Raw genomic sequence first — 21,339 nt, 5'->3', positions numbered from 1 at the left:
GATGGATTCTTTAAAAAAATGTAAAAAAGTTTGCTTGCCCGGGGCAAATTCTATAGAATTTTAGAAGATCGACATTGGATGGAATTGGATCAGGAGGTTGCTTATGAACAAGAGTCTGCTTCAGTTTGACTACTCCAAAGCACTGGCATTTTCAGGTCAACATGAGATCGATTATTTGGCACCGGCCGTAGAAGTTGCACACAATTTGCTGCATCAGAAAAAGGGTCCGGGCAATGATTATGCAGGTTGGGTGGACTTGCCGGTCGCCTACGACAAAGAGGAGTTTGCCCGGATTCAACAGGCAGCCGGGAAAATCCGGGAGGATTCGGATGCTCTCGTCGTTATTGGCATCGGCGGTTCCTATCTTGGGGCACGGGCAGCCATTGAAATGCTGACCCATTCATTCCACAACCTGCTGCCCAAAGGGAAGCGAACCGCACCGGAGATCTACTTTGCCGGTCAGAACATGAGTCCCGCCTATCATAAACAGCTGCTGGAACTGCTCGAAGACAAACGGGTTTCGGTGAACGTGATCTCCAAGTCGGGAACCACAACGGAACCCGCCATCGCGTTCCGGATATTCCGCGATTTCCTTGAAAAAAAATTCGGCAAAGAAGAGGCCCGGCAACGGATCTATGCAACCACCGACCGTTCCAAAGGAGCCTTGCGAAAACTGGCCGAAGAGGAAGGATATACAACCTTTGTAATCCCGGACGATGTCGGTGGGCGTTATTCGGTGCTCACAGCTGTCGGATTGTTGCCGATTGCTGCAGCAGGCATCGACATAGAAGCCATGATGCAGGGAGCGGCCGATTCCTATAAGGCATACTCCGCTCCCGATCTGAACCGGAACCCGTCCTATCAATATGCAGCCATCCGCAACGCATTGTACAACAAGGGAAAAACGGTGGAACTGCTTGTGAACTACGAGCCGTCCCTGCATTACATATCCGAATGGTGGAAGCAATTGTACGGAGAAAGTGAAGGAAAGGATCACAAGGGAATCTTTCCGGCCTCTGTCGACTTTTCGACCGACCTGCATTCCATGGGCCAATACATACAAGAAGGCAGAAGACATTTGTTTGAAACGGTGCTTCAGGTGGAGAAGCCCGCCGAAGACATTACGATTGGTGTTGACCCCGCCGATGCAGACGGCTTGAACTTCCTGGCAGGCAAGACCATGGATTTTGTGAATAAAAAGGCATTTGAAGGAACCCTGTTGGCGCATACGGATGGAGGAGTACCGAATCTTGTCGTTCGTCTGCCGGAGATCTCCCCCTACACCTTCGGGAACCTGGTCTATTTCTTTGAAAAAGCGTGTGGCATCAGCGGATACCTGCTGGGGGTCAATCCCTTTGATCAACCGGGTGTGGAAGCCTATAAGAAAAATATGTTTGCACTGTTGGGAAAACCGGGGTTCGAAAAAGAGAAGGCCGAACTGGAAAGCCGGCTGCGCGACTAAGACAGAGAAGAACAAGGAAGGATAAGGCTATGGAGTCTTCTCCTTCCTTTTTTATGGGAATTTTATTATCGAAAGGAACAAATACGCTTGAGGTGCGCGAATGGAATGGATGATTCTTTGGACTTTTGTGGGTTTGTGCGCAGTGTCCTTCCCATTTTTATTGCAAAAACACCCCCTCAAGGATTGGCTGCTGGTATATTTCATGACGGCTGCCCTGTCTACTTTTGTTGGAGTTTTTGTAGTGGCTGCCGGATGGCTGGAGTATCCCGCCCGGCTGTTTCCCCATGCGTTTCAGACCAGTGTGGTATTTGATTTTTTGGTATTTCCAATTGCGTGTGTTTATTACAACTTGACCTCCTATCGTTCAAACCTGGGAGGCATTCTGGCGCAAGCAGTGCTGTACAGCGCACCGATAACCGTCCTGGAAGTCTGGTTCGAGAAGCATACTCAGTTGATCAAATATCACCGGTGGGACTGGTATCTCACCTTCCTGTTGCTGGTTCTGACCTTCTTGCTGATTCGGGGAATCATGGCCCTTATCAGGCGGTATTCCGCAACCAACGCCATGTGACGAGGAGCAGGACAAAATACAGGAACACTACTACACTTGAGATACCCATAGCCCATCCGTATTGCATTGAGAATACTCCCGACCATTTCAGAGTCCAGAGGTAAACCAGCATGATGCCTGCCCAGAGTCCGCAATACCATAGCCGACCTTTCTCAGGCAGAAATTGGATGAACAGATAGCATGTGATCGGCCAAATGGTGAGGTCTGCGGTTATCGGGAGCCAGATCTCCATCCATTTGGGACCGTGAATTTTCCATAGATGAAACCAGTCCACAAGCAGAAAGTGTTCGAAGAATCTTATAAATATGGCAAGCAGCAATAAGGGCACCAACCTTTTCAGCAAACGCAATTCGGCCAACTTGGCAAACAGCAGAATGGCTGCGGCTTCGAACAGAAAGATTGCCATGGAATGACCTCCATCATTGGTTTATTAGGGTGAAAGCATGTACTATATTGCGGTGTTTTTCGTTTCCTGGATATGGTGGTATCTTAAAGCGGACAAAACACGACTTCGGGAGATGTTTGGTGCAGTCGTTTTCACAATGTTCCTGGGTTTGCTCACCGACCTGATCATGGTGCATTATAAACTGTGGGATTATGAAGGATTGCCTGAACCGATCTATACTATCCCTTTGCTGCTTGACTATAGTGTATACCCGGTTGTGGCGTATCTATTTGCGCAAAACCTGCCCGAGACATGGGGAGACATCTTGAAGCGAACCCTGATATGGACAGGTTTCGCCATATGTTTTGAATGGATCACGCTGAAGACAGGCCATATGGAGCACCACCAATGGTGGAACCTCTGGTTGTCGCTGGCTGCCGATATTCTTATCTTCCTGTCGATGGCCGCGATCTTCCGGTATTATCGAACCGCCTACCTGCGATCTGAAAGCAACCCCGGTTAATCTGAAATGCCCGGTTTTAAATACAACAGGGCTGTCCCACACATGCTTGTGAGGACAGCCCTCTTACTTTGATTTATCGTATCAACCAAAGTTTATTTTTCACGGGTTTCGTGTTCTTCCGATGTGCCGGGGTCCATGTCGAAATCCTGGTTGACCCGTGTCCAGATGTGCAGATCATTGATGATGCTTGCCAGCGAATAGATTTCTCCGTATAGGCGGCAAACAGCTTCCCAATCCTCTTCTTGCGCTACCCGCAACTGTCGGGTATCGATTTCTCTCTCAAGCTCCATGATCCGGTCGGGAATCCGGGCTTTAATCTTCTCCCATTCAAGTATCATCTCGTGACGCTCTTCCGGACTCAGTTCTTCCCATTCCACCGTCAGCTTTGGCAGCTTGATCCCCAGTCGTTCGTCGTATTCAAACCCATATCTCATGCCTGATCCCATCCCTGTGTGTGCTATATCTTATCGTACATCTTTTCTCGATTTTTTCCAACCGTGGCGCTTTGTTCAATCCTTTCTTGCAGAAGAATCGCCATTGCCACCGCCCATGCCAACGGTTTGTTGCCATTGGGGCGGTCGGTGCCGCCAATGTACAGTTCGGGAATGGTTCCATCCTCAGGCAGGATGCTTATGGTTTTCTCCCAGTACTCATGAGCTTTCCGATCCTCACCCAGCATGGAGTAACATAACCCCAGCCAGGGGAAGCCGAAGCACCATTCGGCTTCCCGGCCCCCGTTGTAGTAGCGATCCCCCAAATAGCGGATGCAGCCGAATTTTCGCTCAAGTGTACTTGTAACATCTTCGAGAATACGTTGTGCCATGTTTCTCGATACAACTCCAAACGGATAGATTAACGACAGAAGCGCCAGATCGGTTTGCTTTGAAAAACTCTCCCGGGGCAAGAGCTGACGGAGAGCCGCCTCCCCTTTCTCAATCAGATGGGCCGGTATGTCAACCAGCATGTTAATGGACTTTAACCCGGCCACACAGGCACCCACACTGGAAGAGTGGATTTCAACCGTTTCCTCCCACATGCCATTGTCCGGTTCCTGCCAGTATTCCAGGCATGCGAGATAATCCACCAATTTTTGCAGGATCCGGCGGTCCGCATCACTTCGAATCATGGGCTTTCCTTGCCGGATTCCCACTCCCGTTCCCCAAAGGAATAACCCGATGGAATCGTTTTGTGCGTGCCCCCATGGAACTGTCAATTCCATTAAGTCTTTCGAATAACGGGCATGAATGTATTCGTAAGGAAGAACCGGCTTTTTTTTCGTATGGATGTCGATTTTCCATTCATAGCGCAAGAACAGGTCCAGCAAGGCATGATATGTTTTCTGATAGCGGTCACAATTAGAGGTAAGATAGGGGAGAACCGCATAGCATACATCACGGATCCAGACATAGGAGTAATCCTGCGAGGGACTGGCGATATAGGTGCCATTGGGCAATCGCATTGATTCGAGAACGTCATGTAGCGCTTTCATGGCAACCTCCCTTCAGTGATGTGACCAACCGGGAAGCGAAATTCTCCTCCTATCTCTTGTATACGCTTCCGTCCCCAAAATGGTCCAAAGCAAACACACAAACAAGCCGCCCCTGCATATACAGGAACGGCATCTGTCATTGTCAATCCATAATTTTAGATTCCGGCGCCAACCGGCTGCATTCCCATCTGGTTTACTGTGCTGCGGAGTCCCTGTTCAAGCGTGTTGCACATCTGCGTAGCTTGTTGCAGACGCTGAACCGCATTTTGGTGTCCTTGAAGAGCATGCTGCAGATTTTGAACCGCCATGCGTTCACGCTGGATTATTTGCTGTAGCATTTGAGCGTTTTGGGATTCCTGCTGGATCATTTGCTGGTACATTTGACTGTGTTCTTGAGTCTCCTGAATGACTTGCTGCATCAATTGGCGGCACTGGTTCAACTGTTGGAACATGTTCTGGGTGTTGTACATTTGAGTTTCCTCCTCGGATGTGTTCTCCAGATACTATTATCCCCGTTTTCCGGATTATCATGTGCCATCAAGCAAAAAAGGAGACCTGGTATCAGGTTCTCCTTCAGAAAGAGTATAAACTGCAGGCTTACGGGTATTTCGCAATCCTCTGCTTGTATTCCTTTCAAAGGGGAACTGCTTTGGACGACCACTTTGCGGTTGCTCCTTTGCCAAGAATCGCCCCGTAGGCGGCAGCCACTTCAGAAGCCAGTTCTGGTGTGAAGTACCGACAGATCCCCAATCCAACTCTTGTCTCCAATGACCGCATCTTCATTGACAACAGCCCCGTCGCCGATGCGTACATGATTGCAAAGGGTGGCACCGGACAAGCAGGCAGATGTGCCGATGTAGTTCCGCACCCATATGACGGACCGTTCTACCTCCGCCTTCCGCCCCAGCCAGTTGTGCCGGCCAATAATTGTGTACGGACCGATTCGAACATCCGATTCAACAACTGTACCTTTCCCGATAAAAACCGGCCCTTCCAACCGTACAAGATCGTGAATGGTGACATTCTCCCCCAGCCAGACGCCGGGAAATGCTTCAATCCCCGGAATTTTCACTCCTACCAGACCGTCCAGTATGTCAAATTGGGCCTGCCGGTACTGAGTGAGATTGCCAACATCCGACCAGTATCCTTCCGCCACATACCCGTACAAAGGAAGACCAAGGCGTAACATGAGCGGAAACAAATCCTTGCTGAAATCATATGCCCGGCCTGGCTCAAACAGATTCAGGATTTCCGGCTCCAATACGTAAATCCCCGTATTCACCGTATCGCTGAAAACTTCGCTCCAACTTGGCTTCTCGAGAAACCTGACAATCCTGCCATCCGGTTCTGTCATCACTATCCCATATTCGAGCGGAATGTCCACTTGGGTCAGAACCAGCGTTCCGAGAGCCTTCTTCTCTTCGTGAAAAGCAACGGCTTTGCTCAGGTTAAAGTCTGTCAGTGCATCGCCGCTGATTACCAGGAAAGTCCCATCGAGGAATTCGGCCGCATTTTTCACGCTGCCGGCAGTGCCAAGCGGTGAAGTTTCTTCAAAGTACCGAAGCTTGACGCCAAACTCCGTCCCGTCCCCAAAGTGATTCTTGATCATCTGGGGCAGGTATTGCACCGTAACCGCAATTTCAGTGGTCCCGTGTCGCTTCAGCAAATCAATAATGTATTCCATGCAAGGACGATCCAACAGCGGCACCATCGGCTTCGGCAGATGACAGGTCAACGGACGCAAACGGGTCCCTTTTCCTCCCGCCATAATCACGGCTTTCATGAGATAACCCCCTCAACCAGGTTGGCAGTTTTCCGCGTAACTTTCTTATATGCATCAATCGTTTGCTGGGCGATCCGGTTCCAGTTGTACCGCCCGATTTCATTAAGCGCCGTTTCTGCCAATCGTTTGGCCCATTGGGGATTGGCCAGCAGATCCCGTATCTGGCGCGACAGGGAGCAGGCGTCTCCAGGCAGCATTTTTAATCCGTTGTGTCCATTCTGCACCACATCGGCCAACCCTCCCACATCGGCAACGACAACCGGCACCCCTGCCGCCATCGCTTCCAAGGCCACTATTCCGAAGGGCTCATACAGGCTGGGAAACACGGCAACATCGGCCATTCCATACAGCCGGTTTCGTTCCTCGTCCGACACGAATCCGGCAAACAGAACCTTACCCCGAATCCCCAACCGGTCTGTCAACTGCTCCAGTTCTTCTTTCGCCGGTCCCTTCCCGGCAATGACAACCTTGGCCTCCGGGCAATCAGCAAGGATGGAAGGCACCGCTTCCAACAGGGTATGGACCCCTTTTTCCCGGACGAGCCGTCCGACAAACAGCACAATTCGTTCGTTCTCCCCCGCATATCGATGCTTCGCACCGATATGTTGTTCCCTTTGTCCCAGAAGCTCCGGGTCGACCCCATTGGGGATCACTTCCAGCTTCCCGTGTGGCAGTTGAAACACTCGTTCCACTTCCTCCTGCATGTAGGTACTGCAAACAATGACACGCTGCGCTTCATAGGTCAGCTTCCATTCCATGCTGCTGATATATCTCTGGAGTTCGGTATGGATTCCCTGATTGCGGCCGTGTTCGGTTGCGTGGATAGTGGCGACAAGCGGCAATTCAAACAGATTCTTCAAGGTCTTTGCCGCATAACAGACAAGCCAGTCATGGGCGTGAATCAAATCAAACCGGAGCCCTGAATCTGCCAGCATTCGACAGGCATCCAGCATCATCAGATTCAACTGGAACGCCCAGTGGACAAATTCTCCGCCATCGGGCTTCATGACATGAACCCGGTGCACATGTACCCCCTCCACCATTTCATATGGGGGGACTCGCCGATTTCGGCGGTTACCACATGCACCTCCCATCCATTGCGTACCAAATAGCGGGAAAGGTCATACACATGTCTTGCGAGTCCACCCACTGTCATCGGCGGAAATTCCCAGGACAGCATCATGACACGGGGTCGTTTGGGATCAGCATGGTATTGTCGAATCCGTTGCTTGGATCGATAGACCCTGTAATCCAGACCGGGAAACAGATTGTCGATCTCTTCCAATTGCGTCAGCCAATCGGGGTCGATGATTCCGGACTTCAACATTTCATACAGCCGGGTAAACCGATTTACATGCTGTTTGGTTCGCTTGACTGCATATTCGACCATCGTCTTGTTGTCCATGATGAACGCCCAGTCGCTGCTTTGGGCCAACATCAGTTCCCGGGCTGCCTGCTTCAGAGCCCGTTCTGCAATCGGATTGGGATTCTCATGCACGTTCGCCAGTTCCACCATGCGCTGTTCCACTTGGTGCAATGCGGGATAGATCCAATCATTCTCTCCCCTAAGCCATACATCGGCGTACCCGTTCCGGCCCCAGGAGGACATGGGCAAACGGCATACCTGATAGTCGAAATAGAGTTCCAGGTATTCGGACGGCGTTAGGGTCTTCACCGTATCCTGGTCAAAGTGAATCTTTCTCAGCAGCATGTCTAACCAGACCGGCCCTTCATACCACCAGTGACCAAACAGCTCCGCATCATACGGGGCCACAATTACCGGCTTGCGTCCCATGTGCCAAGCCCAATGATCCGCCTGTTTCTGCCGGTTAAACAGGAAATGCTCCGCGTGACGGGCCGCTTTCTCCCTGGCCCAATCCGGATTGTACGGTTCCTTTTGTTCGCCGCCGCCGGTGATCCGAAAATATTTGATACCCGTATTCACCCGGATTCCGTCCGGGTGAATGTACGGAGCGACAGTTTCAAAGTCCAGGTCAAATCCGATATCCCGGTAATATTCCCGGTAGTCATAATCCCCAGGGTACCCCTCTCGAGCGCTCCACACCTGTTGGGATGATTCCCGGTCGCGGGGAAACGCGGCAACGCCATGCGGGGTAAGAACAGGCGAAAGCGTGCCGAACACCGGGACCGGCTCTCCAGTCTCAACACCGTGGGAATCGGTAAAGAAATACTCAATTCCACATTCCTTTAAAATCAGGTCCAGGCCGGGCATAAATCCGCATTCCGGCAACCAGATTCCCCTGGGGGGCCGGCCGAAGTGCGATTGGTAGATATCAACACCGGTCCGAATCTGGGCGCGTATCGCTTCTTCGGTCATCATCAGGGGCAGAAAGGCATGCGTGGCTGCGGATGTGATGATCTCCAGCTTGCCAAGCTCCTGCAAATCGCGGAAAACGGTAACCGGATTGCAACCATTCTGGAGATAAAAGGATCGAACGCTTGTGAAAGTGTCCGCATAATGCCGGGCCAGCCGGTTGAAATCAGGGGAATTGGAGGTCCGTGTCACTTCCCTGTCTGCCAGTTCAATCAAACGATCCAGGTGCTGCAGGTACCTTTGCTGCAGCAATTCATCCGTCAACATGGAAAGCAGCGTCGGGGTGATGGAAATGGTAATCCGAAAATCCACCCCATCCCGCACCAGACCCCGAAACACTTGCAGAAGCGGAATGTACGTCTCCGTAAGCGCCTCAAACAGCCACCGTTCCTCCAGGTACTTGTCACTTTCGGGATGCCTTACATAAGGCAGGTGAGCATGCAGAACCAGCGCCAGATATCCTTTGGCCATCAGCAGCAGCCCCCTTTTTCCCCGACCAGAGTGTACCCGTCAAACTGATCACCCCAAGGCTGGTCGGGAACAGGTTCAGGAGTGGTCATTCGATTGGATGGCTCACCGTGTTTCTCCGTCTCTGACATACTCACTTCCAGAACAGATGTGGGAGTTGCTGTCCTTTTGGTTGGAACCGGTACGCTTGTGTTTGCACGTTGGGATTCAGGGTACTTGTGTACGGTTACTGTGTTCGGAAGAGAGGTACAAGTATCGAAGAAATGATCACGTGTGTGAAGCGTGCCAAACCGGACTGAAGGTTCCATTCGGTACTGCGGGGGAAAGCGGGGTGTCTCCACAATGTTGGATCGCAGGATTGCAAAGAAATGTCCTGACAATGTGGTGGTGCCAAAGTCCAATTGATAGTGTCTTCCTGGCTCAAGGTTGTGAATGTACCAGTTGTCGGACAACGGGTGCACCTGGATTCTCCGGGTGGAATTTGCATTGTACCCGTTAAAGCCGAGATGGGTGACATCGTACACTTGCAGGAAGAAGGGAAGAGAGTTCCAATCGGCCTGAAAATGCTCGCTGATCAGCCTCTTTCGAAGATCTTCCAACTCCCAGTAAACAAAGATGGTGTCAGGTTCTTTCACCATTGCGACAAGACGGTTGGTCTGCCAACTGCGGCTCCAAGATTGATCAAATAAAGTTGGGTTCATGATTCCCTCCCTCATACGACTCAATCTCTTATTTATGCCTCATCTGTTACTTGTATGACGAAAAAACAGCGGCGAAATTCGCCGCTGTCACTCCATATCCAAGTATAGATCTTTTCCTTCCAGCAACCTTTCCAGAGCTTGATAACTCTGTACGCCGAATGCCCCGCGGTTGCCTGCCACAAAACAGGGGACGCCGGTCACCCCAATCTGATCCGCCAAACGGGTATCCGCCAGCACTTGCGCTTCATACTTCCCGCTTTCGAGAGCTTCTTTGAAAGCTGTTTGGTCAAGACCGATACTGCCTGCAATTTCGATCAGGGTATCCAAATTGTCGATATTGCGTTCCTCTTGAAACTGCGCCCGAAAGACTGCCTCATGGTATTCCTTTGCCTTTCCTTGTTCAATGGCAAACTTGGCACCCTCGTGAGCTTTGCGGGAGTGGCGGGCTAGGCCAAAAGAAAACACCGCCCGGCAATGGGCGGGTGGGAGTAGATTGGCTGCGAAAGAGTCTACTGCTCCGGATACACAAGCTCCACTTCGTCAACGGACATTCCGTAGGTGATCGTTGCTGCAACCAGCTTCTTTTTCCCGTATACCACATAGGTGTAACAATAATCGACTCCGAGGACATCTCCCCAGTTTTCAGCCGTATAGGTAAGCATCAATCGCTTCTTCCCCTGTTCGGATAATCCGGAAAACGCCTTTAGATCCGTCTCATCCGTCAACTCCAGGAACATGGCCGCCTCTGTCGTGGACAATCCCAGGTTGTTCTTGTACATTCCGTCTACAACGTGCTTCTTGATGCGCTCTTTAAGGGATTTGATTACGGCGTTTTCTTCAGGGAACGAAGCCTCAAGTTTATCAAAATCCTGATGGGTCGTTTCCAACCAGGGCGTTGCGTGGTCAATGGCAACAGCAAAGTTTAGGTCAGCCCCGGAATTGATAATACCCAACGTTGTAATCCCGATGACTTCCCCGTATTCGTTGAACAGAGCACCGCCTGAACTTCCGAAAGTAACGGGAACACTTATCTGTATCAGGTCAACTCCCGATTCTTGTCTGAAACTGCTGATAATCCCTTCTGAAACGGTATTGGAGAGACTCAGGGGATTCCCGATGGCAATGACATGCTCACCTTTTTGCGCTTGCTTGGCAGATCCGAACTTAACAGACGGAATTCCCGTCTTCTCTTTCGTCTTGAGCAGGGCCAAATCCTGCTGTTCACTGTAAGCCACTATTCCCTGGACTTCGTATTCTTTCTTGTCCTTTGTCAAAATGACCGCTTTGGACGCTTCATCGACCACATGGTAATTGGTGAGAAACAATCCGTCTCCTACCGCAAATGCACTTGCTCGCGAATTGTTATCCGTGATCACCATTACCACTTTGTGGTCATTTTCCGCCACGATTTCCTGGATGGACATCTTTCTCCGTTCCGCCGTCATGCCTTGAGTCGAAATGACCACGGTATTGGTGCCACTGTCCCAGTTGACACCCGCTCCCAAAGCTTCTCCGACAAACCGGACAGGCACCATGGTCCGCCCGTTGATCAGCTGGGCTTCCACATCCAGAGTGACAGGCTGTCCGTTCTTGATCGCCAACTTTGACCCGACTTGAAGCACTATGGTGGTGCTTCCCCTTGTTGCCGTAACTGTTTGCGTATCCCCGTTCCAATCGATCTTTGCTCCCAAGGATTCAAATATGCCCCTCAGCGGAACCAGCGTTCTCCCGTTGACCAGTACAGGCGGCTGGTCATAATGCTGTTCTTTGCCGTCAATTGTGACTTTGATGCCTGACGATGCATTTGCCATGCCTGGTCCAGCCAAGACCGCAAACACGACAAGTAAAAGAATAAGTATTTTTTTCAACGTATTCCCTCCTTGACTGACTATATACCACTCCTCCTGCAAAAATCCTGCTTGGACAAGATGACAAGAAAGTTCACAAAATTGTTATATAATACGGCAAATATTCCATTGACTGAACGAGCATTCATTGTTTATAATTTTCAGAAAAAGGAGGGGTGTACGGATGGAAACCTTGGTACAGCAAGCCCTGTCAGAAGAGGTCAGAGAGACCCGTGAAGTGGAAGCTATTATAGAACAGATCAACGAATATTACCGTTTTCTTGACCGGTAGCCACAATCTGTTTTATAATACAAGAGAAAATGATTGACTGAACTATAACACGGAGCATATAATAAGAGACAAGAACGCAGCAAAGGAGCGCTGGAGATGGAGAACAGAATCACGGAGATGCAGGTTGAGGAAACGGAAGTTCAGGAAGAAGAGACAATTCTCGGAATGATCAATGATTACTACAGCCGAATGGACGGGTAACGAATGATGACGATCCAAATACGAAAACCGGTGTGACTGGATGATACAATCCAAGTCGACGCCGGTTTTTTGTTCTTCTCTCATTTCCTCAGAATCCGTTCAAGTTCGGTCAGATCCTGAATCGGAGATAAACAGGAATAGTTTTCGCAGACATAGGCAGTTGCTTTGCCATCTTTGGCCGTCTTCCCTTCCACAAACGGGAATTGGTTAACCACTTCCGCTTCTTTCCCCATCGGGTTCAGCACTACAACAGCATTCGGCAGAAAGGTTTTGCGAACGGCCTCCAGCATCTTCTTCGTGTCCTCCGCATCCGGATCCCCCGCGATCACGATTTCTTTGCTGCCGTACACGGCAAACTGCAGCGCCATTAACATATGGCTGTACCCGGGCGGATAGGCCTTCACGTTGCCGGAAAATGCCTCAAACTGCCGCTCGGCCAATTTTTCATACTGTTGGTTGCCTGTTAACCGGGCTAACCGCAGCAGATTCAATGTCATAACCGAGTTTCCGGAGGGGATGGCCCCGTCATAGATCTCCTTCGGGCGGGCAATCAGTTGTTCACTGTCGCTGCCATAGAAGAAGTATCCGCCATTTGTGTCATCCCGGAACAGGCGATTGACCTCCTCAGTCAAGCTCAAGGCGGTCTCCATATGTTTCAGGTCAAAATCGGCCTCGTACAGTTCCAAGAACCCCCAGATCAGAAACGCATAATCATCCAGATAAGCGGGGAAAGCGGCTTCTCCCTCTCGGTAGCGGGCCAGCAGACGGCCGTCCTCACGCCGCAGTTTCGCCAGAATGAATTCGGCCGCCTTCCGGGCGGCATCCGAATATCGCTTATCCCCCAGTACCTGCGCCCCTTTGGCCATGGCGGCAATCATCAACCCGTTCCACGCGGTCAGAATTTTGTCGTCCTTGCCCGGGTGGACTCGTTTGTCACGCACCTCAAACAGTTTGTGACGGGCCTCTTCCAGCACCCGGCTTAACTCTTCTTCGCTCATCCCATATTCTTTCGCAATCGCATGATGGTCGGTGTCGATGAGATTCAGATGACTGGTATGGCATTCAAAATTGCCCTGTTCCGTGACGCCGTAGTAGTTGCAGAAGATTTCACCCGCGCGATCCCCGAGATGCTCCTTGATCTCTTCCGGACGCCAGACGTAAAATTTGCCCTCTTCCCCTTCCGAGTCCGCATCCTCCGCCGAGTAAAACCCGCCTTCCGGGCTGGTCATGTCCCGCAGCACGTAAGCGAATACGTCCCGGGCAACCCTGCCAAAGAACGGGTTGCCGGTGGCCTGGTACGTTTCCAGGTAGGCGTTGGCCAGCAGGGCATTGTCGTAGAGCATTTTTTCAAAGTGAGGGATCAGCCACATTTCATCAACCGAATAGCGTGCAAACCCAAGACCGAGGTGGTCATATATGCCTCCGCGGTACATCGATTCCAGCGTATGTTCCACCATCGAGAGCGCTTTGTCGCGACCCGTTTGTTTCCAGTAGCGAAGCAGGAAACCGAAGTTGTGGGGGGATGGAAACTTCGGTGCGGAGCCGAACCCGCCGTAAGTTTCGTCAAAGTTAGCCACAAACCGTTTGAATGCACCCTCCAGGACTTCTTCCGTCAAGCCGTCCCCGACGGCCCCTTCGAACCGTGGCTGCAAAGCCTGGGTGATCTGTTCGCCTGCACGCTCGATCCGCTCTCGCTCGGAAGTCCATTTGTCCGTGATCTGGCTCAGGATGTCGAGAATCCCCAGGCGTCCATACTTGCGTTCTTTCGGAAAATAGGTCCCGGCAAAAAACGGCTTCTTATCCGGCGTCATGACGATGGTCAGCGGCCATCCACCATGACCTGTCATCTCCTGGCAAACGGTCATATATAGGTGGTCCACATCCGGTCGTTCTTCCCGGTCGACTTTGATGGACACAAAGTGCTTGTTAAGGAAAGCTGCGACTTCGTCGTCTTCGAAAGATTCCCTTTCCATTACGTGGCACCAATGACAAGTAAACTGGTGATACCTCTCTTTACTTCATTTCGCGCCCCGCAGGGCTAGGAATAGCCGATGGATAAGAAAATAGGCTTACCTTCACGCTTTGCTTTTTGAAAAGCTTCCGGCGACCAAGGATACCAGTCAACAGGGTTGTAGGCATGTTGGAGCAGATAAGGTGACTTTTCATGTATAAGACGGTTAGGTTTACGAGTTACATGGTTGGATGACAATTTTGACATCTCCTTTATTGGTTGATGATTCCAGTATATCCTAGACAGGTCATTACAATGAAGAAAAGTCCATTGAGGGTGAAGTGCACTTAACCTCGGCCCGCACCTCAAGGATTACATTATCATCGTGAAACATTCCGGAAGCTGGGACAGTCGAAACAAAAAGGACGACTCGTTATTGAGCCGTCATAACTACGATTTATTGCGCTGTTCCCGTTTTTCCATTTCGATCTTAAACTCAGCAAGACGCGCAGCCGCTAGATCGTAGACTTCTTCCCTATTTTTAGGACCTATCGCAATAATCTCCATACGGATTTTTTCGTCGGCCGTTTGGGGGTTGACTGGCCGGTAAACGATCCGTAAACTCATTGCTTTCGGCTTGATTTTCATAAAACCGAACAGGGGCCCGATCAATGGTTCACCGTAACCTTCAGGTTTGATGAGGGGTCCCTTCTTAGCCATAGCCACTATAAGTCCTAGGATAGTGTTGAATTCTTTTCGGTACCCTTTGAGGTTGTCAACAGCGTCTTAAAAATAAAAGAAGGGAATCAAAATCCCTTCCGTTCATAAGATTTTTGTCCAATCCGACCCACTCACCTTTCAACTTCTATAATACAAGTTATTTCAAGTGAGGGAAGGGATAATTCACCGGTCAGTCCCTGACCGCCTTCCGGACGCTGGCATAAAAATTCTTCCAGGCAGGCGACATTCCGCGTGAATCCGCATCGGCCGGCATGCTTGGATTGGCACCTGCTTGCACGTGATCGTGATTCTCTTTCTTCTGATGTCTTTGCTGTTTGGCTTTCATCTTTTCCCGTTTCCGCCTGGACATGTCTTACTCCTTCCCGATCCATTCTTTTCGCAGCGTGAACAGTTCCTTCAATTCATCCGTCGACATTTCGGTGATCCAGTTTTCCCCGCTTCCCACAATTTGCCTGCTCAGGTCCTGTTTGCGCCCGATCATCTCATCAATCCGCTCTTCCAGCGTCCCCAGGGAAACAAACTTGTAAACCTGGACATCCCGTGTTTGTCCAATCCGGAACGCGCGATCCGTAGCCTGATTCTCCACGGCGGGATTCCACCACCGGTCAAAATGGAACACATGGTTGGCGGCAGTCAGATTCAATCCCGTTCCCCCCGCTTTTAACGACAGTATGAAAATTCCGCACTGCTTCTCAACGGGCAGCGACGGATCCTGAAACCGGGCAATCATCTGATCCCGCTTGCTCTTCGGAACTCCGCCATGCAGAAACAAAACCGGTTCTTTCCGCTCCTTCTCAAGAATGGTCTGCAGCAAATGCCCCATCTCCACAAATTGTGTAAAAATCAGGCACTTGTCCCCTTCTTCCCGCAGTTCCTGAATCATTTCCAGCAACCGGACCAGTTTGTTGGAACGGCCGTCCGAAACCGGTCTCCCCGTTTCTTTCAGAAACAGTGCCGGGTGGTTGCAGATCTGTTTCAGTTTCGTTAACGCTGAGAGAATCAACCCTTTTTTCTCCATGCCGGTAAGTGTCTCAAGTTTCTCAAACAAGTCTCGGACCACATTTTCATATAGCGCACCTTGCTCGGCAGTCAGGGACACGAAGGTTTTCATTTCGTTCTTGTCGGGTAGATCCAACCGGATGGCGGGATCTTTCTTGACCCTTCGAAGCAGGAAGGGGCGGATAAGTTTCTGAACCTGTCCGATCAACAGGGAATCATTCTTCTTTTCAATCGGATTCACATAGTGTTGGGTAAACGCCCGAAGACTGCCCAAATAACCGGGATTGACAAAATCGAAAATCGACCACAGTTCCGTCAGGCGATTCTCAATCGGTGTCCCCGTCAAAGCGATTCGATGAAAGGCGTTCAGCTTGCGAATGGCCGCCGATTGCTTGGTGTATGCATTTTTGATGTTTTGCGCCTCATCCAGGCAGATTGTGTCCCATCGGACAGAAGACAGTTCCTCTTTGTCCAGGTGAGCCAATGTATAAGAGGTAATCACCAGATCGTAGCCGCGAACGGCCTCGGCAAAGAGTTCCCCTTTGTCCCGTTGCGGTCCGTAATGCAGATAGACCCGCAAAGACGGGGCAAACCGCTCAAGCTCCTTCTGCCAGTTTCCCAACACGGAGGTAGGGCAGATCAGAAGAGCCGGCCCGAAGTTCGTTTCTTTCCTGGAACAAAGCAAATAAGCAATGAATTGAATGGTTTTGCCCAATCCCATATCGTCCGCCAGACAGCCGCCAAGACCGAATCGGCGCAAAAACAGCAGCCAGGACACGCCTTCCTGTTGATATTTCCGCAGTTGGGCGTTTAATTCCGCCGGAGGTTCCACCATCTCCACGCTGGAGGTCTGTTGGAGTTTCTTCATAAACTGCTGCAAGTGACTGTTGAGTTCCACTTCAAACCGCAGCGGGGCGTGGGCGTCTTTCCCGGCGATTTCCGCGCTGGAATCTTCATGGAGATTGTTTTCGCCACAGGCAGTTTGATCTTCCTCCGAGCCGAGCAGATACATTTCCAGCACGTCACGCAGGGACAACCCTTTGTTTTTCTGGACAAGTTTGAATGTCTGCCGCACCTGATTGGCGAAAGCGGGATCCAACTGAACCCATTTGCCGCGAATTCGCATCAGCCGTTTTTTCTCGGTCGCCAGGCGAACAAACTCTTCTTCTGTCAGATCCAGGTTTCCGACAGCGACCTTCCAGTCAAACTGCACGATTTGATTGAGACCCAACAGGGAATTCCGGTCCGATCCGACGGAAGATTTGATTTGCGCCTTCAATTTCGGCCGCAGATTCTTCAGTTCCTCCCACCAGGACGGCAGAAACACGGAAAATCCGGCCTGGATCAGACGAAGCCCGCTTTCGTTCATAAATTCCCACGCCTGCTCGTCGTCAAGTTCCGTCAAAAATAGATCCGGCCGGTCAGCAGACCCCAGCCAGGGAACAATCTGAGTGATTTTGGCGGCGTCTCTCAGGATTCTTTCCTCTGTATAGCCTAGCCAGTGACCGGGGAAATCACCTTCCAGCGGTCTTCCGCTTGCATCGGTTTCCACCAGCAGGTAGGGATTGTCTTTGTCCTGCAGAATCAACCGCAGTTTCCAATTCTCCCCGTCCTCCGGTTCCACCAATTGAACGCAGGTGCGAAAGGGAATTTCATCCCGCTTCCAGCCGATTGCAACCAGCCACTGCTCCTCATCCAGCCAGCCATCGACACCCCCAGGCTCATTGTGTACGGGAGATGCCTGCAAGAACCTGTGCTCCTGAACGACCTTCTCCCAGGCTGCCGCAACTTCCGGTTCTTGCCGCAACACATCGGCCACGACGGAATCGAACCAGTCTTCCAAATACCGGATTCCATGTCGTTCCGCTTCCCGCAGGACGGTCTGCCAGGACCTTTCCAGATGTTCCGGTTGCCGCAATTCCCAACGCAAGTGCCCCCATTTCCACCCGTCAAAGGACGGGGCAAACCAACCGTGGATCAGAGCTTCCCGACAGATCCGGGCCGCTTCCTGTAAGAGCAAAAGCTCGCCGCTCCATTCGATTGTTCCATGCAATGTGTGGGATGGGGACGCCAGGAAATGAAGAGCCGTTGCCGGAGAGGGAGCACGCCCGCTCTGCCGTCCCGTTCGGCGATGTCAATCATCGCACCGTAAAAAGAGCGGCGATCCCAGGCAAACAATTGTGTCTTCAATCTTTCGGGGAAGATGGACACCCCTTTTTCCCCGGTTGCCCAAAGAAAAAACTCTCCTGTCGCCAATCTTGTCCCCTGCAGAATGATTGTATCCTGAGCGATCATCCGACGACCTTTCCTTTCCGCAATTCCTCCTGAAAGGCGCGATAACGACTGTATTTGGCACTTACATACTCGATATACCGCGCCCAGCGAGGCTGTTCCCTGAGATGCCGGTACAATTGTTCCAGCTTCTTCATGAGCCGGACCGCCTCTCTGTAGGAGTCCCGATTTTTCTCAAGGATACAGCGCTCCACCGCCTGATGATACAACGGCAGAACGGATTCTTTCTGTTTCGATTCCACTTTCTTCAAATCGACGGGGTCCACCTCGTACAGCGAAAGGCCGCAGAACAGGTTCAAGTCCACCCATTCCCGGTACCGGCCCTGCTCGATCAGGTATTTGGCATAATGGCCGTAACTGGTCGGCAGCAGATAGATTGCGGTTGCAACCCACTCTTCTTCTGTGGCCCGGTGTTTTTTTGCTTCCTGCCAAAAGTGAAAATAATGGCTGAGGTGGCGTTGCCCCGAGCGTTTGACAATCGGTTTCAGCCATTTCAGCCAGTCGATCAGCCTGTCCCATTGGCTGCTGGACACAAAGTATTGAAAATATCCCCACAACACCGCGGGGTCTTGGGCCGAAAGCTCTTTTTCGGCCTTTTCCATCGCTTGCCGATCACGGCCGTCCAAAATGTCAAAATGAACCAAAGCTATGATCAGGGCATCCTTGCGAACCAATGAGAGATCCGGTTTCTTCAATTCTGACCGCAGCCGGTCACACTCTCCGATGATCCATGGTTTATAATTCAATAATCGGCCCCATAAAAAGCGGTAGACAAAAGACCAGTCCGTCAGCGTTTCACGGGCAGGAAAAGCGTTCTCGGCCAAAAAACGGGTTGTTGCCGCAAGATACTGTGGATATCGTTGACTGGCTTCCACCGGATCGATGCCTTCCACAATTTCCACCAGGTCGTCGATCCACTGTGAAGACTGATTTTTAAAATAGGAATCATTGTCGTAATACAAAGAGTAGCCGCTGACTTGACTGTAGATTCGATCAATCTGCTGCATGACGAACAACCACACATGCAGTTGGTAGAGCCGTTGAATCCCGGGACTCCAGTTCTGACACAGCGGGAAAAGATGATTTCGAACGTTGAGGTAGAAGGATCCTATCGAATAAGGCCCGTATTGCCGGGGGTTGCCAAACTTTTCGGAAAAATAGAGGTGCCATTCCTCCACGGGACCTGATTCCTGCGGGGCCGCGATTCGTGGTTTCGTTGGAGATTTCTTGGCTTTTCCGCCAACAGCAGAAGACGGCAAGGCCCTTGCATCGGCGGCAACTTGCGAAGCGGCTGCCGCAATTTCCTCCTGGCCTGCCCGGTTCGCCAAAAAGTCATAGGCCGACAGCCCGACTTCGTCCAAAGCCTCAAACAGCACGGCAGCCATGTGTTTGCAGTACCCCTCATAGGGACAACTGCAGGAACTGTCCGGGAAAGAAGTCAGATCCATATAGACCCGGTACTTCCTTGTCCCGCGAACCGTCGCCTGGATGACGGTTCCTCCTTCCATGTCCAAGCGTTCAACCGCACAGTCCTGAAAGTATTCCCAGCCCCTTTTCAGTATGGTTGAGGAAAAATAGGGGTGAATCCTGGTGATCAAATGGTTCATGTTTAAAATCAGCATAATAGGTTTACCTCGACAAACAGTTTCAATATTTCAATTGTATCAAATAATTTTTAACGTGCACGATGCCCATTTTTGCCATTTATCGATACGCTGTCGTCCCTAATGTGTACTGCACTCATTTCATACTGACTTAAGCAAAAGATCCCTTATTTCCTGCAGCAGGGCGTTTGTTTTCCTTGACTCCTCAAGCGATTGTTTAAAGAGTTGTTTTAGTTCTCTTATCTCTTCCATCTTTCCGGTTGAGGGAATATCAGACAGGCCAAAGCGGATTCCCGGTTGGCTCCGGTTCACCGGCCTTTCATAGGGCTCAGGTTTTTTTTCCACCAAATATTGAAAATCAATGTCCTGCCCGGCAATTTTTTGAACCGTCTTGGAAATTACATCATGATACCTGCTTTCCAGCCAATCCTTTTGAAAATCATTGGAGACAATGATCTTTAGGGTATTCTCTTCCAAAGAAGCTTCTGTATCCCGAAACCAGGTTTCATAGGAGGTCGGGGACAATTCAGACTTTAATGCCGCCAGGATCCTGCTCCACAAATCGCTCGGAACTTGTCCGTCTGTTTCGGCCAGGTCATTTTGGAATGGTGCCAAGATATCGGTTATCAACCCCCGAGAAATGAGAGACTGCAAGCGTTCATCAAACCCCGATAACTTTTTTGCCGGATATAAAGAAGTAAGTACGACCTGCTTGTCCGATTCCAAAAGATGATTGATACCAATAAGCAGCATTTCTTGCGTTTGAAACTGACCAGTCAATTGCTCAAATCCATCAATTAATAGAACGTCTATAGTTTTAAAAAACTGTTCAAATTCCCGGCTTTGGTTATTCCAGAATTGGTCTCCGGTGGTGTAAGCCACTTTCAGTTCCGGGTGTTTGGCGCGGATTTCATTTCCGATTGCCTGCACCAAATGGGTCTTGCCTTGACCTGAAGGTCCATAAACGTACAGCGGATTGAATGCCTTACCGGGTGCATTTACAACCGACATTGCCGCTGCGTGGGCAAACATGTTCTCCGAACCGACAATAAACCGTTGAAATGTAAAATCGGGGTTTAAGGCACCAGTGTACTTATCGACTGGTATCATGGCCACTGCCTCCTCTTGTACCCGGGGGATTCCCCGTGTGTGGATGATACAAGTGTATCACTGTTTGTCTGTTTCGATTAGGCAACAGGTGTTTTGTTCTCCTGCCGTTTGAGAAAATCGACCGATGACGACAAGTATTTCGAAGTATAATGAATTTACCAGGCGCAAACGGTAAAAATGCATAAGTCGTTATCGGGTGGGTTTTCGGGAATCACTCAGATAAATACGTTTAGGTACAAAGAAGGGGTGAGAAATTTGGAGATTGGTGAAATTGACGTGGTCAAGCTGAAGGATGATCGGGAGGGGACGGTTCTTCTGGTTTTTCCTGGCCCGGAGTACCTAATTGAATTTCCAGATCCGGAAGAAGAGTATGTACAGGAAACAATTAAGCATCACTATCACTTTCAGTCCCCTTGTTGCTCGGGTCTCAGTTGTAACGGTGTGAAGAAGTAATTCTTCTGACTCAAGTTTGACACAGTGCATTAAGGAATAGTGGTATTAAGTCAATAGAGTAGACACAAAAAGTAGAGATTTTATGCTGCATTTTTAATAGATTGATAGTACATACGTTCGTGTTCGATGGGT

At 50.5% G+C, this 21,339-nt stretch carries 21 protein-coding genes; 3 read left to right on the top strand and 18 right to left on the bottom strand.

What is annotated here, in order from left to right; translation table 11 throughout:
• Positions 1-103: 103 nt before the first annotated feature.
• Positions 104-1,462 (top strand): glucose-6-phosphate isomerase, encoded by a 1,359-nt coding sequence (locus EFBL_RS02860; protein ID WP_096180636.1) that lies wholly within the window; start codon positions 104-106, stop codon positions 1,460-1,462.
• 100 nt (positions 1,463-1,562) lie between these two features.
• Positions 1,563-2,033: a CBO0543 family protein gene (locus tag EFBL_RS02855; RefSeq protein ID WP_096180635.1), complete on the top strand. Its 471-nt coding sequence runs from the start codon at positions 1,563-1,565 to the stop codon at positions 2,031-2,033.
• Here the strand turns inward: EFBL_RS02855 and EFBL_RS02850 are convergent.
• Positions 2,002-2,439, bottom strand: coding sequence for a hypothetical protein (locus tag EFBL_RS02850; RefSeq protein WP_096180634.1), 438 nt, complete (start codon positions 2,437-2,439; stop codon positions 2,002-2,004). The two genes, EFBL_RS02855 and EFBL_RS02850, sit on opposite strands and share 32 nt — an antisense overlap.
• Before the next feature lie 37 nt (positions 2,440-2,476).
• Between EFBL_RS02850 and EFBL_RS02845 the strand changes: the two genes are divergently transcribed.
• Positions 2,477-2,941, top strand: a complete 465-nt coding sequence (locus EFBL_RS02845) for a CBO0543 family protein (protein ID WP_096180633.1) — start codon at positions 2,477-2,479, stop codon at positions 2,939-2,941.
• Positions 2,942-3,033: 92 nt separating this feature from the next.
• Here the strand turns inward: EFBL_RS02845 and EFBL_RS02840 are convergent, their stop codons facing one another.
• From EFBL_RS02840 to EFBL_RS02775, 17 genes are all read right to left on the bottom strand, one after another.
• Complete coding sequence (locus tag EFBL_RS02840; protein ID WP_231705664.1) at positions 3,034-3,375, bottom strand: hypothetical protein; 342 nt, start codon at positions 3,373-3,375, stop codon at positions 3,034-3,036.
• A gap of 23 nt (positions 3,376-3,398) precedes the next feature.
• The gene (locus EFBL_RS02835) at positions 3,399-4,430 is read right to left on the bottom strand and encodes a glycoside hydrolase family 15 protein (RefSeq protein WP_096180631.1); all 1,032 of its coding nucleotides are present in this window, start codon (positions 4,428-4,430) and stop codon (positions 3,399-3,401) included.
• A 155-nt stretch (positions 4,431-4,585) separates the two neighbouring features.
• Entirely contained in the window at positions 4,586-4,900 is a 315-nt protein-coding gene (locus tag EFBL_RS02830) for a hypothetical protein (RefSeq protein ID WP_096180630.1), read from the bottom strand.
• Between the two features lie 239 nt (positions 4,901-5,139).
• Positions 5,140-6,213 carry a nucleotidyltransferase family protein gene (locus tag EFBL_RS02825; RefSeq protein WP_096180629.1) on the bottom strand — a complete coding sequence of 358 codons (1,074 nt, stop codon included), beginning with the start codon at positions 6,211-6,213 and terminating at the stop codon, positions 5,140-5,142.
• Positions 6,210-7,238 (bottom strand): glycosyltransferase family 4 protein, encoded by a 1,029-nt coding sequence (locus tag EFBL_RS21070; RefSeq protein ID WP_231705663.1) that lies wholly within the window; start codon positions 7,236-7,238, stop codon positions 6,210-6,212. Before EFBL_RS21070 ends, EFBL_RS02825 begins: the two co-directional genes overlap by 4 nt.
• Complete coding sequence (locus tag EFBL_RS21065) at positions 7,217-9,019, bottom strand: glycoside hydrolase family 57 protein (protein ID WP_231705662.1); 1,803 nt, start codon at positions 9,017-9,019, stop codon at positions 7,217-7,219. The genes EFBL_RS21070 and EFBL_RS21065 overlap by 22 nt, the downstream gene beginning before the upstream one ends.
• A complete protein-coding gene (locus EFBL_RS02815) occupies positions 9,019-9,717 on the bottom strand; it encodes a DUF4912 domain-containing protein (RefSeq protein ID WP_165912501.1) in 699 nt (232 codons plus the stop codon). Before EFBL_RS02815 ends, EFBL_RS21065 begins: the two co-directional genes overlap by 1 nt.
• Before the next feature lie 87 nt (positions 9,718-9,804).
• Entirely contained in the window at positions 9,805-10,182 is a 378-nt protein-coding gene (locus EFBL_RS02810; protein ID WP_096180627.1) for a DsbA family oxidoreductase, read from the bottom strand.
• A gap of 44 nt (positions 10,183-10,226) precedes the next feature.
• Positions 10,227-11,585: a stalk domain-containing protein gene (locus EFBL_RS02805; RefSeq protein ID WP_096180626.1), complete on the bottom strand. Its 1,359-nt coding sequence runs from the start codon at positions 11,583-11,585 to the stop codon at positions 10,227-10,229.
• Positions 11,586-12,137: 552 nt separating this feature from the next.
• A complete protein-coding gene (locus tag EFBL_RS02800; protein WP_207907571.1) occupies positions 12,138-14,030 on the bottom strand; it encodes a thioredoxin domain-containing protein in 1,893 nt (630 codons plus the stop codon).
• 65 nt (positions 14,031-14,095) lie between these two features.
• A complete protein-coding gene (locus EFBL_RS21780; protein WP_207907570.1) occupies positions 14,096-14,275 on the bottom strand; it encodes a DUF255 domain-containing protein in 180 nt (59 codons plus the stop codon).
• Positions 14,276-14,458: 183 nt separating this feature from the next.
• The gene (locus EFBL_RS02795; protein WP_096180625.1) at positions 14,459-14,728 is read right to left on the bottom strand and encodes a hypothetical protein; all 270 of its coding nucleotides are present in this window, start codon (positions 14,726-14,728) and stop codon (positions 14,459-14,461) included.
• A 190-nt stretch (positions 14,729-14,918) separates the two neighbouring features.
• Complete coding sequence (locus EFBL_RS02790) at positions 14,919-15,098, bottom strand: hypothetical protein (RefSeq protein ID WP_096180624.1); 180 nt, start codon at positions 15,096-15,098, stop codon at positions 14,919-14,921.
• A 3-nt stretch (positions 15,099-15,101) separates the two neighbouring features.
• Positions 15,102-17,768 carry a DEAD/DEAH box helicase gene (locus tag EFBL_RS02785; protein ID WP_231705661.1) on the bottom strand — a complete coding sequence of 889 codons (2,667 nt, stop codon included), beginning with the start codon at positions 17,766-17,768 and terminating at the stop codon, positions 15,102-15,104.
• Positions 17,726-18,043 (bottom strand): hypothetical protein, encoded by a 318-nt coding sequence (locus EFBL_RS21060; RefSeq protein ID WP_231705660.1) that lies wholly within the window; start codon positions 18,041-18,043, stop codon positions 17,726-17,728. The genes EFBL_RS02785 and EFBL_RS21060 overlap by 43 nt, the downstream gene beginning before the upstream one ends.
• Positions 18,040-19,662, bottom strand: a complete 1,623-nt coding sequence (locus tag EFBL_RS02780; protein WP_096180623.1) for an SWIM zinc finger family protein — start codon at positions 19,660-19,662, stop codon at positions 18,040-18,042. Before EFBL_RS02780 ends, EFBL_RS21060 begins: the two co-directional genes overlap by 4 nt.
• A gap of 123 nt (positions 19,663-19,785) precedes the next feature.
• A complete protein-coding gene (locus tag EFBL_RS02775; protein ID WP_096180622.1) occupies positions 19,786-20,754 on the bottom strand; it encodes a DnaA ATPase domain-containing protein in 969 nt (322 codons plus the stop codon).
• Between the last annotated feature and the right edge of the window lie 585 nt (positions 20,755-21,339).

Source organism: Effusibacillus lacus (assembly GCF_002335525.1).
GTDB classification, from domain to species: domain Bacteria; phylum Bacillota; class Bacilli; order Tumebacillales; family Effusibacillaceae; genus Effusibacillus; species Effusibacillus lacus.
This window is presented reverse-complemented; position numbering and strand designations above follow the sequence as displayed.

Coding starts and splice junctions, on each gene's coding strand:
- EFBL_RS02860 (WP_096180636.1), top strand. CDS start 104: ATGAACAAGAGTCTGCTTCAGTTTGACTACTCCAAAGCACTGGCATTT.
- EFBL_RS02855 (WP_096180635.1), top strand. CDS start 1,563: ATGGAATGGATGATTCTTTGGACTTTTGTGGGTTTGTGCGCAGTGTCC.
- EFBL_RS02850 (WP_096180634.1), bottom strand. CDS start 2,439: ATGGCAATCTTTCTGTTCGAAGCCGCAGCCATTCTGCTGTTTGCCAAG.
- EFBL_RS02845 (WP_096180633.1), top strand. CDS start 2,477: ATGTACTATATTGCGGTGTTTTTCGTTTCCTGGATATGGTGGTATCTT.
- EFBL_RS02840 (WP_231705664.1), bottom strand. CDS start 3,375: ATGAGATATGGGTTTGAATACGACGAACGACTGGGGATCAAGCTGCCA.
- EFBL_RS02835 (WP_096180631.1), bottom strand. CDS start 4,430: ATGAAAGCGCTACATGACGTTCTCGAATCAATGCGATTGCCCAATGGC.
- EFBL_RS02830 (WP_096180630.1), bottom strand. CDS start 4,900: ATGTACAACACCCAGAACATGTTCCAACAGTTGAACCAGTGCCGCCAA.
- EFBL_RS02825 (WP_096180629.1), bottom strand. CDS start 6,213: ATGAAAGCCGTGATTATGGCGGGAGGAAAAGGGACCCGTTTGCGTCCG.
- EFBL_RS21065 (WP_231705662.1), bottom strand. CDS start 9,019: ATGGCCAAAGGATATCTGGCGCTGGTTCTGCATGCTCACCTGCCTTAT.
- EFBL_RS02815 (WP_165912501.1), bottom strand. CDS start 9,717: ATGAACCCAACTTTATTTGATCAATCTTGGAGCCGCAGTTGGCAGACC.
- EFBL_RS02800 (WP_207907571.1), bottom strand. CDS start 14,030: ATGGAAAGGGAATCTTTCGAAGACGACGAAGTCGCAGCTTTCCTTAAC.
- EFBL_RS21780 (WP_207907570.1), bottom strand. CDS start 14,275: ATGTCAAAATTGTCATCCAACCATGTAACTCGTAAACCTAACCGTCTT.
- EFBL_RS02795 (WP_096180625.1), bottom strand. CDS start 14,728: ATGGCTAAGAAGGGACCCCTCATCAAACCTGAAGGTTACGGTGAACCA.
- EFBL_RS02790 (WP_096180624.1), bottom strand. CDS start 15,098: ATGTCCAGGCGGAAACGGGAAAAGATGAAAGCCAAACAGCAAAGACAT.
- EFBL_RS21060 (WP_231705660.1), bottom strand. CDS start 18,043: ATGATCGCTCAGGATACAATCATTCTGCAGGGGACAAGATTGGCGACA.
- EFBL_RS02780 (WP_096180623.1), bottom strand. CDS start 19,662: ATGCTGATTTTAAACATGAACCATTTGATCACCAGGATTCACCCCTAT.
- EFBL_RS02775 (WP_096180622.1), bottom strand. CDS start 20,754: ATGATACCAGTCGATAAGTACACTGGTGCCTTAAACCCCGATTTTACA.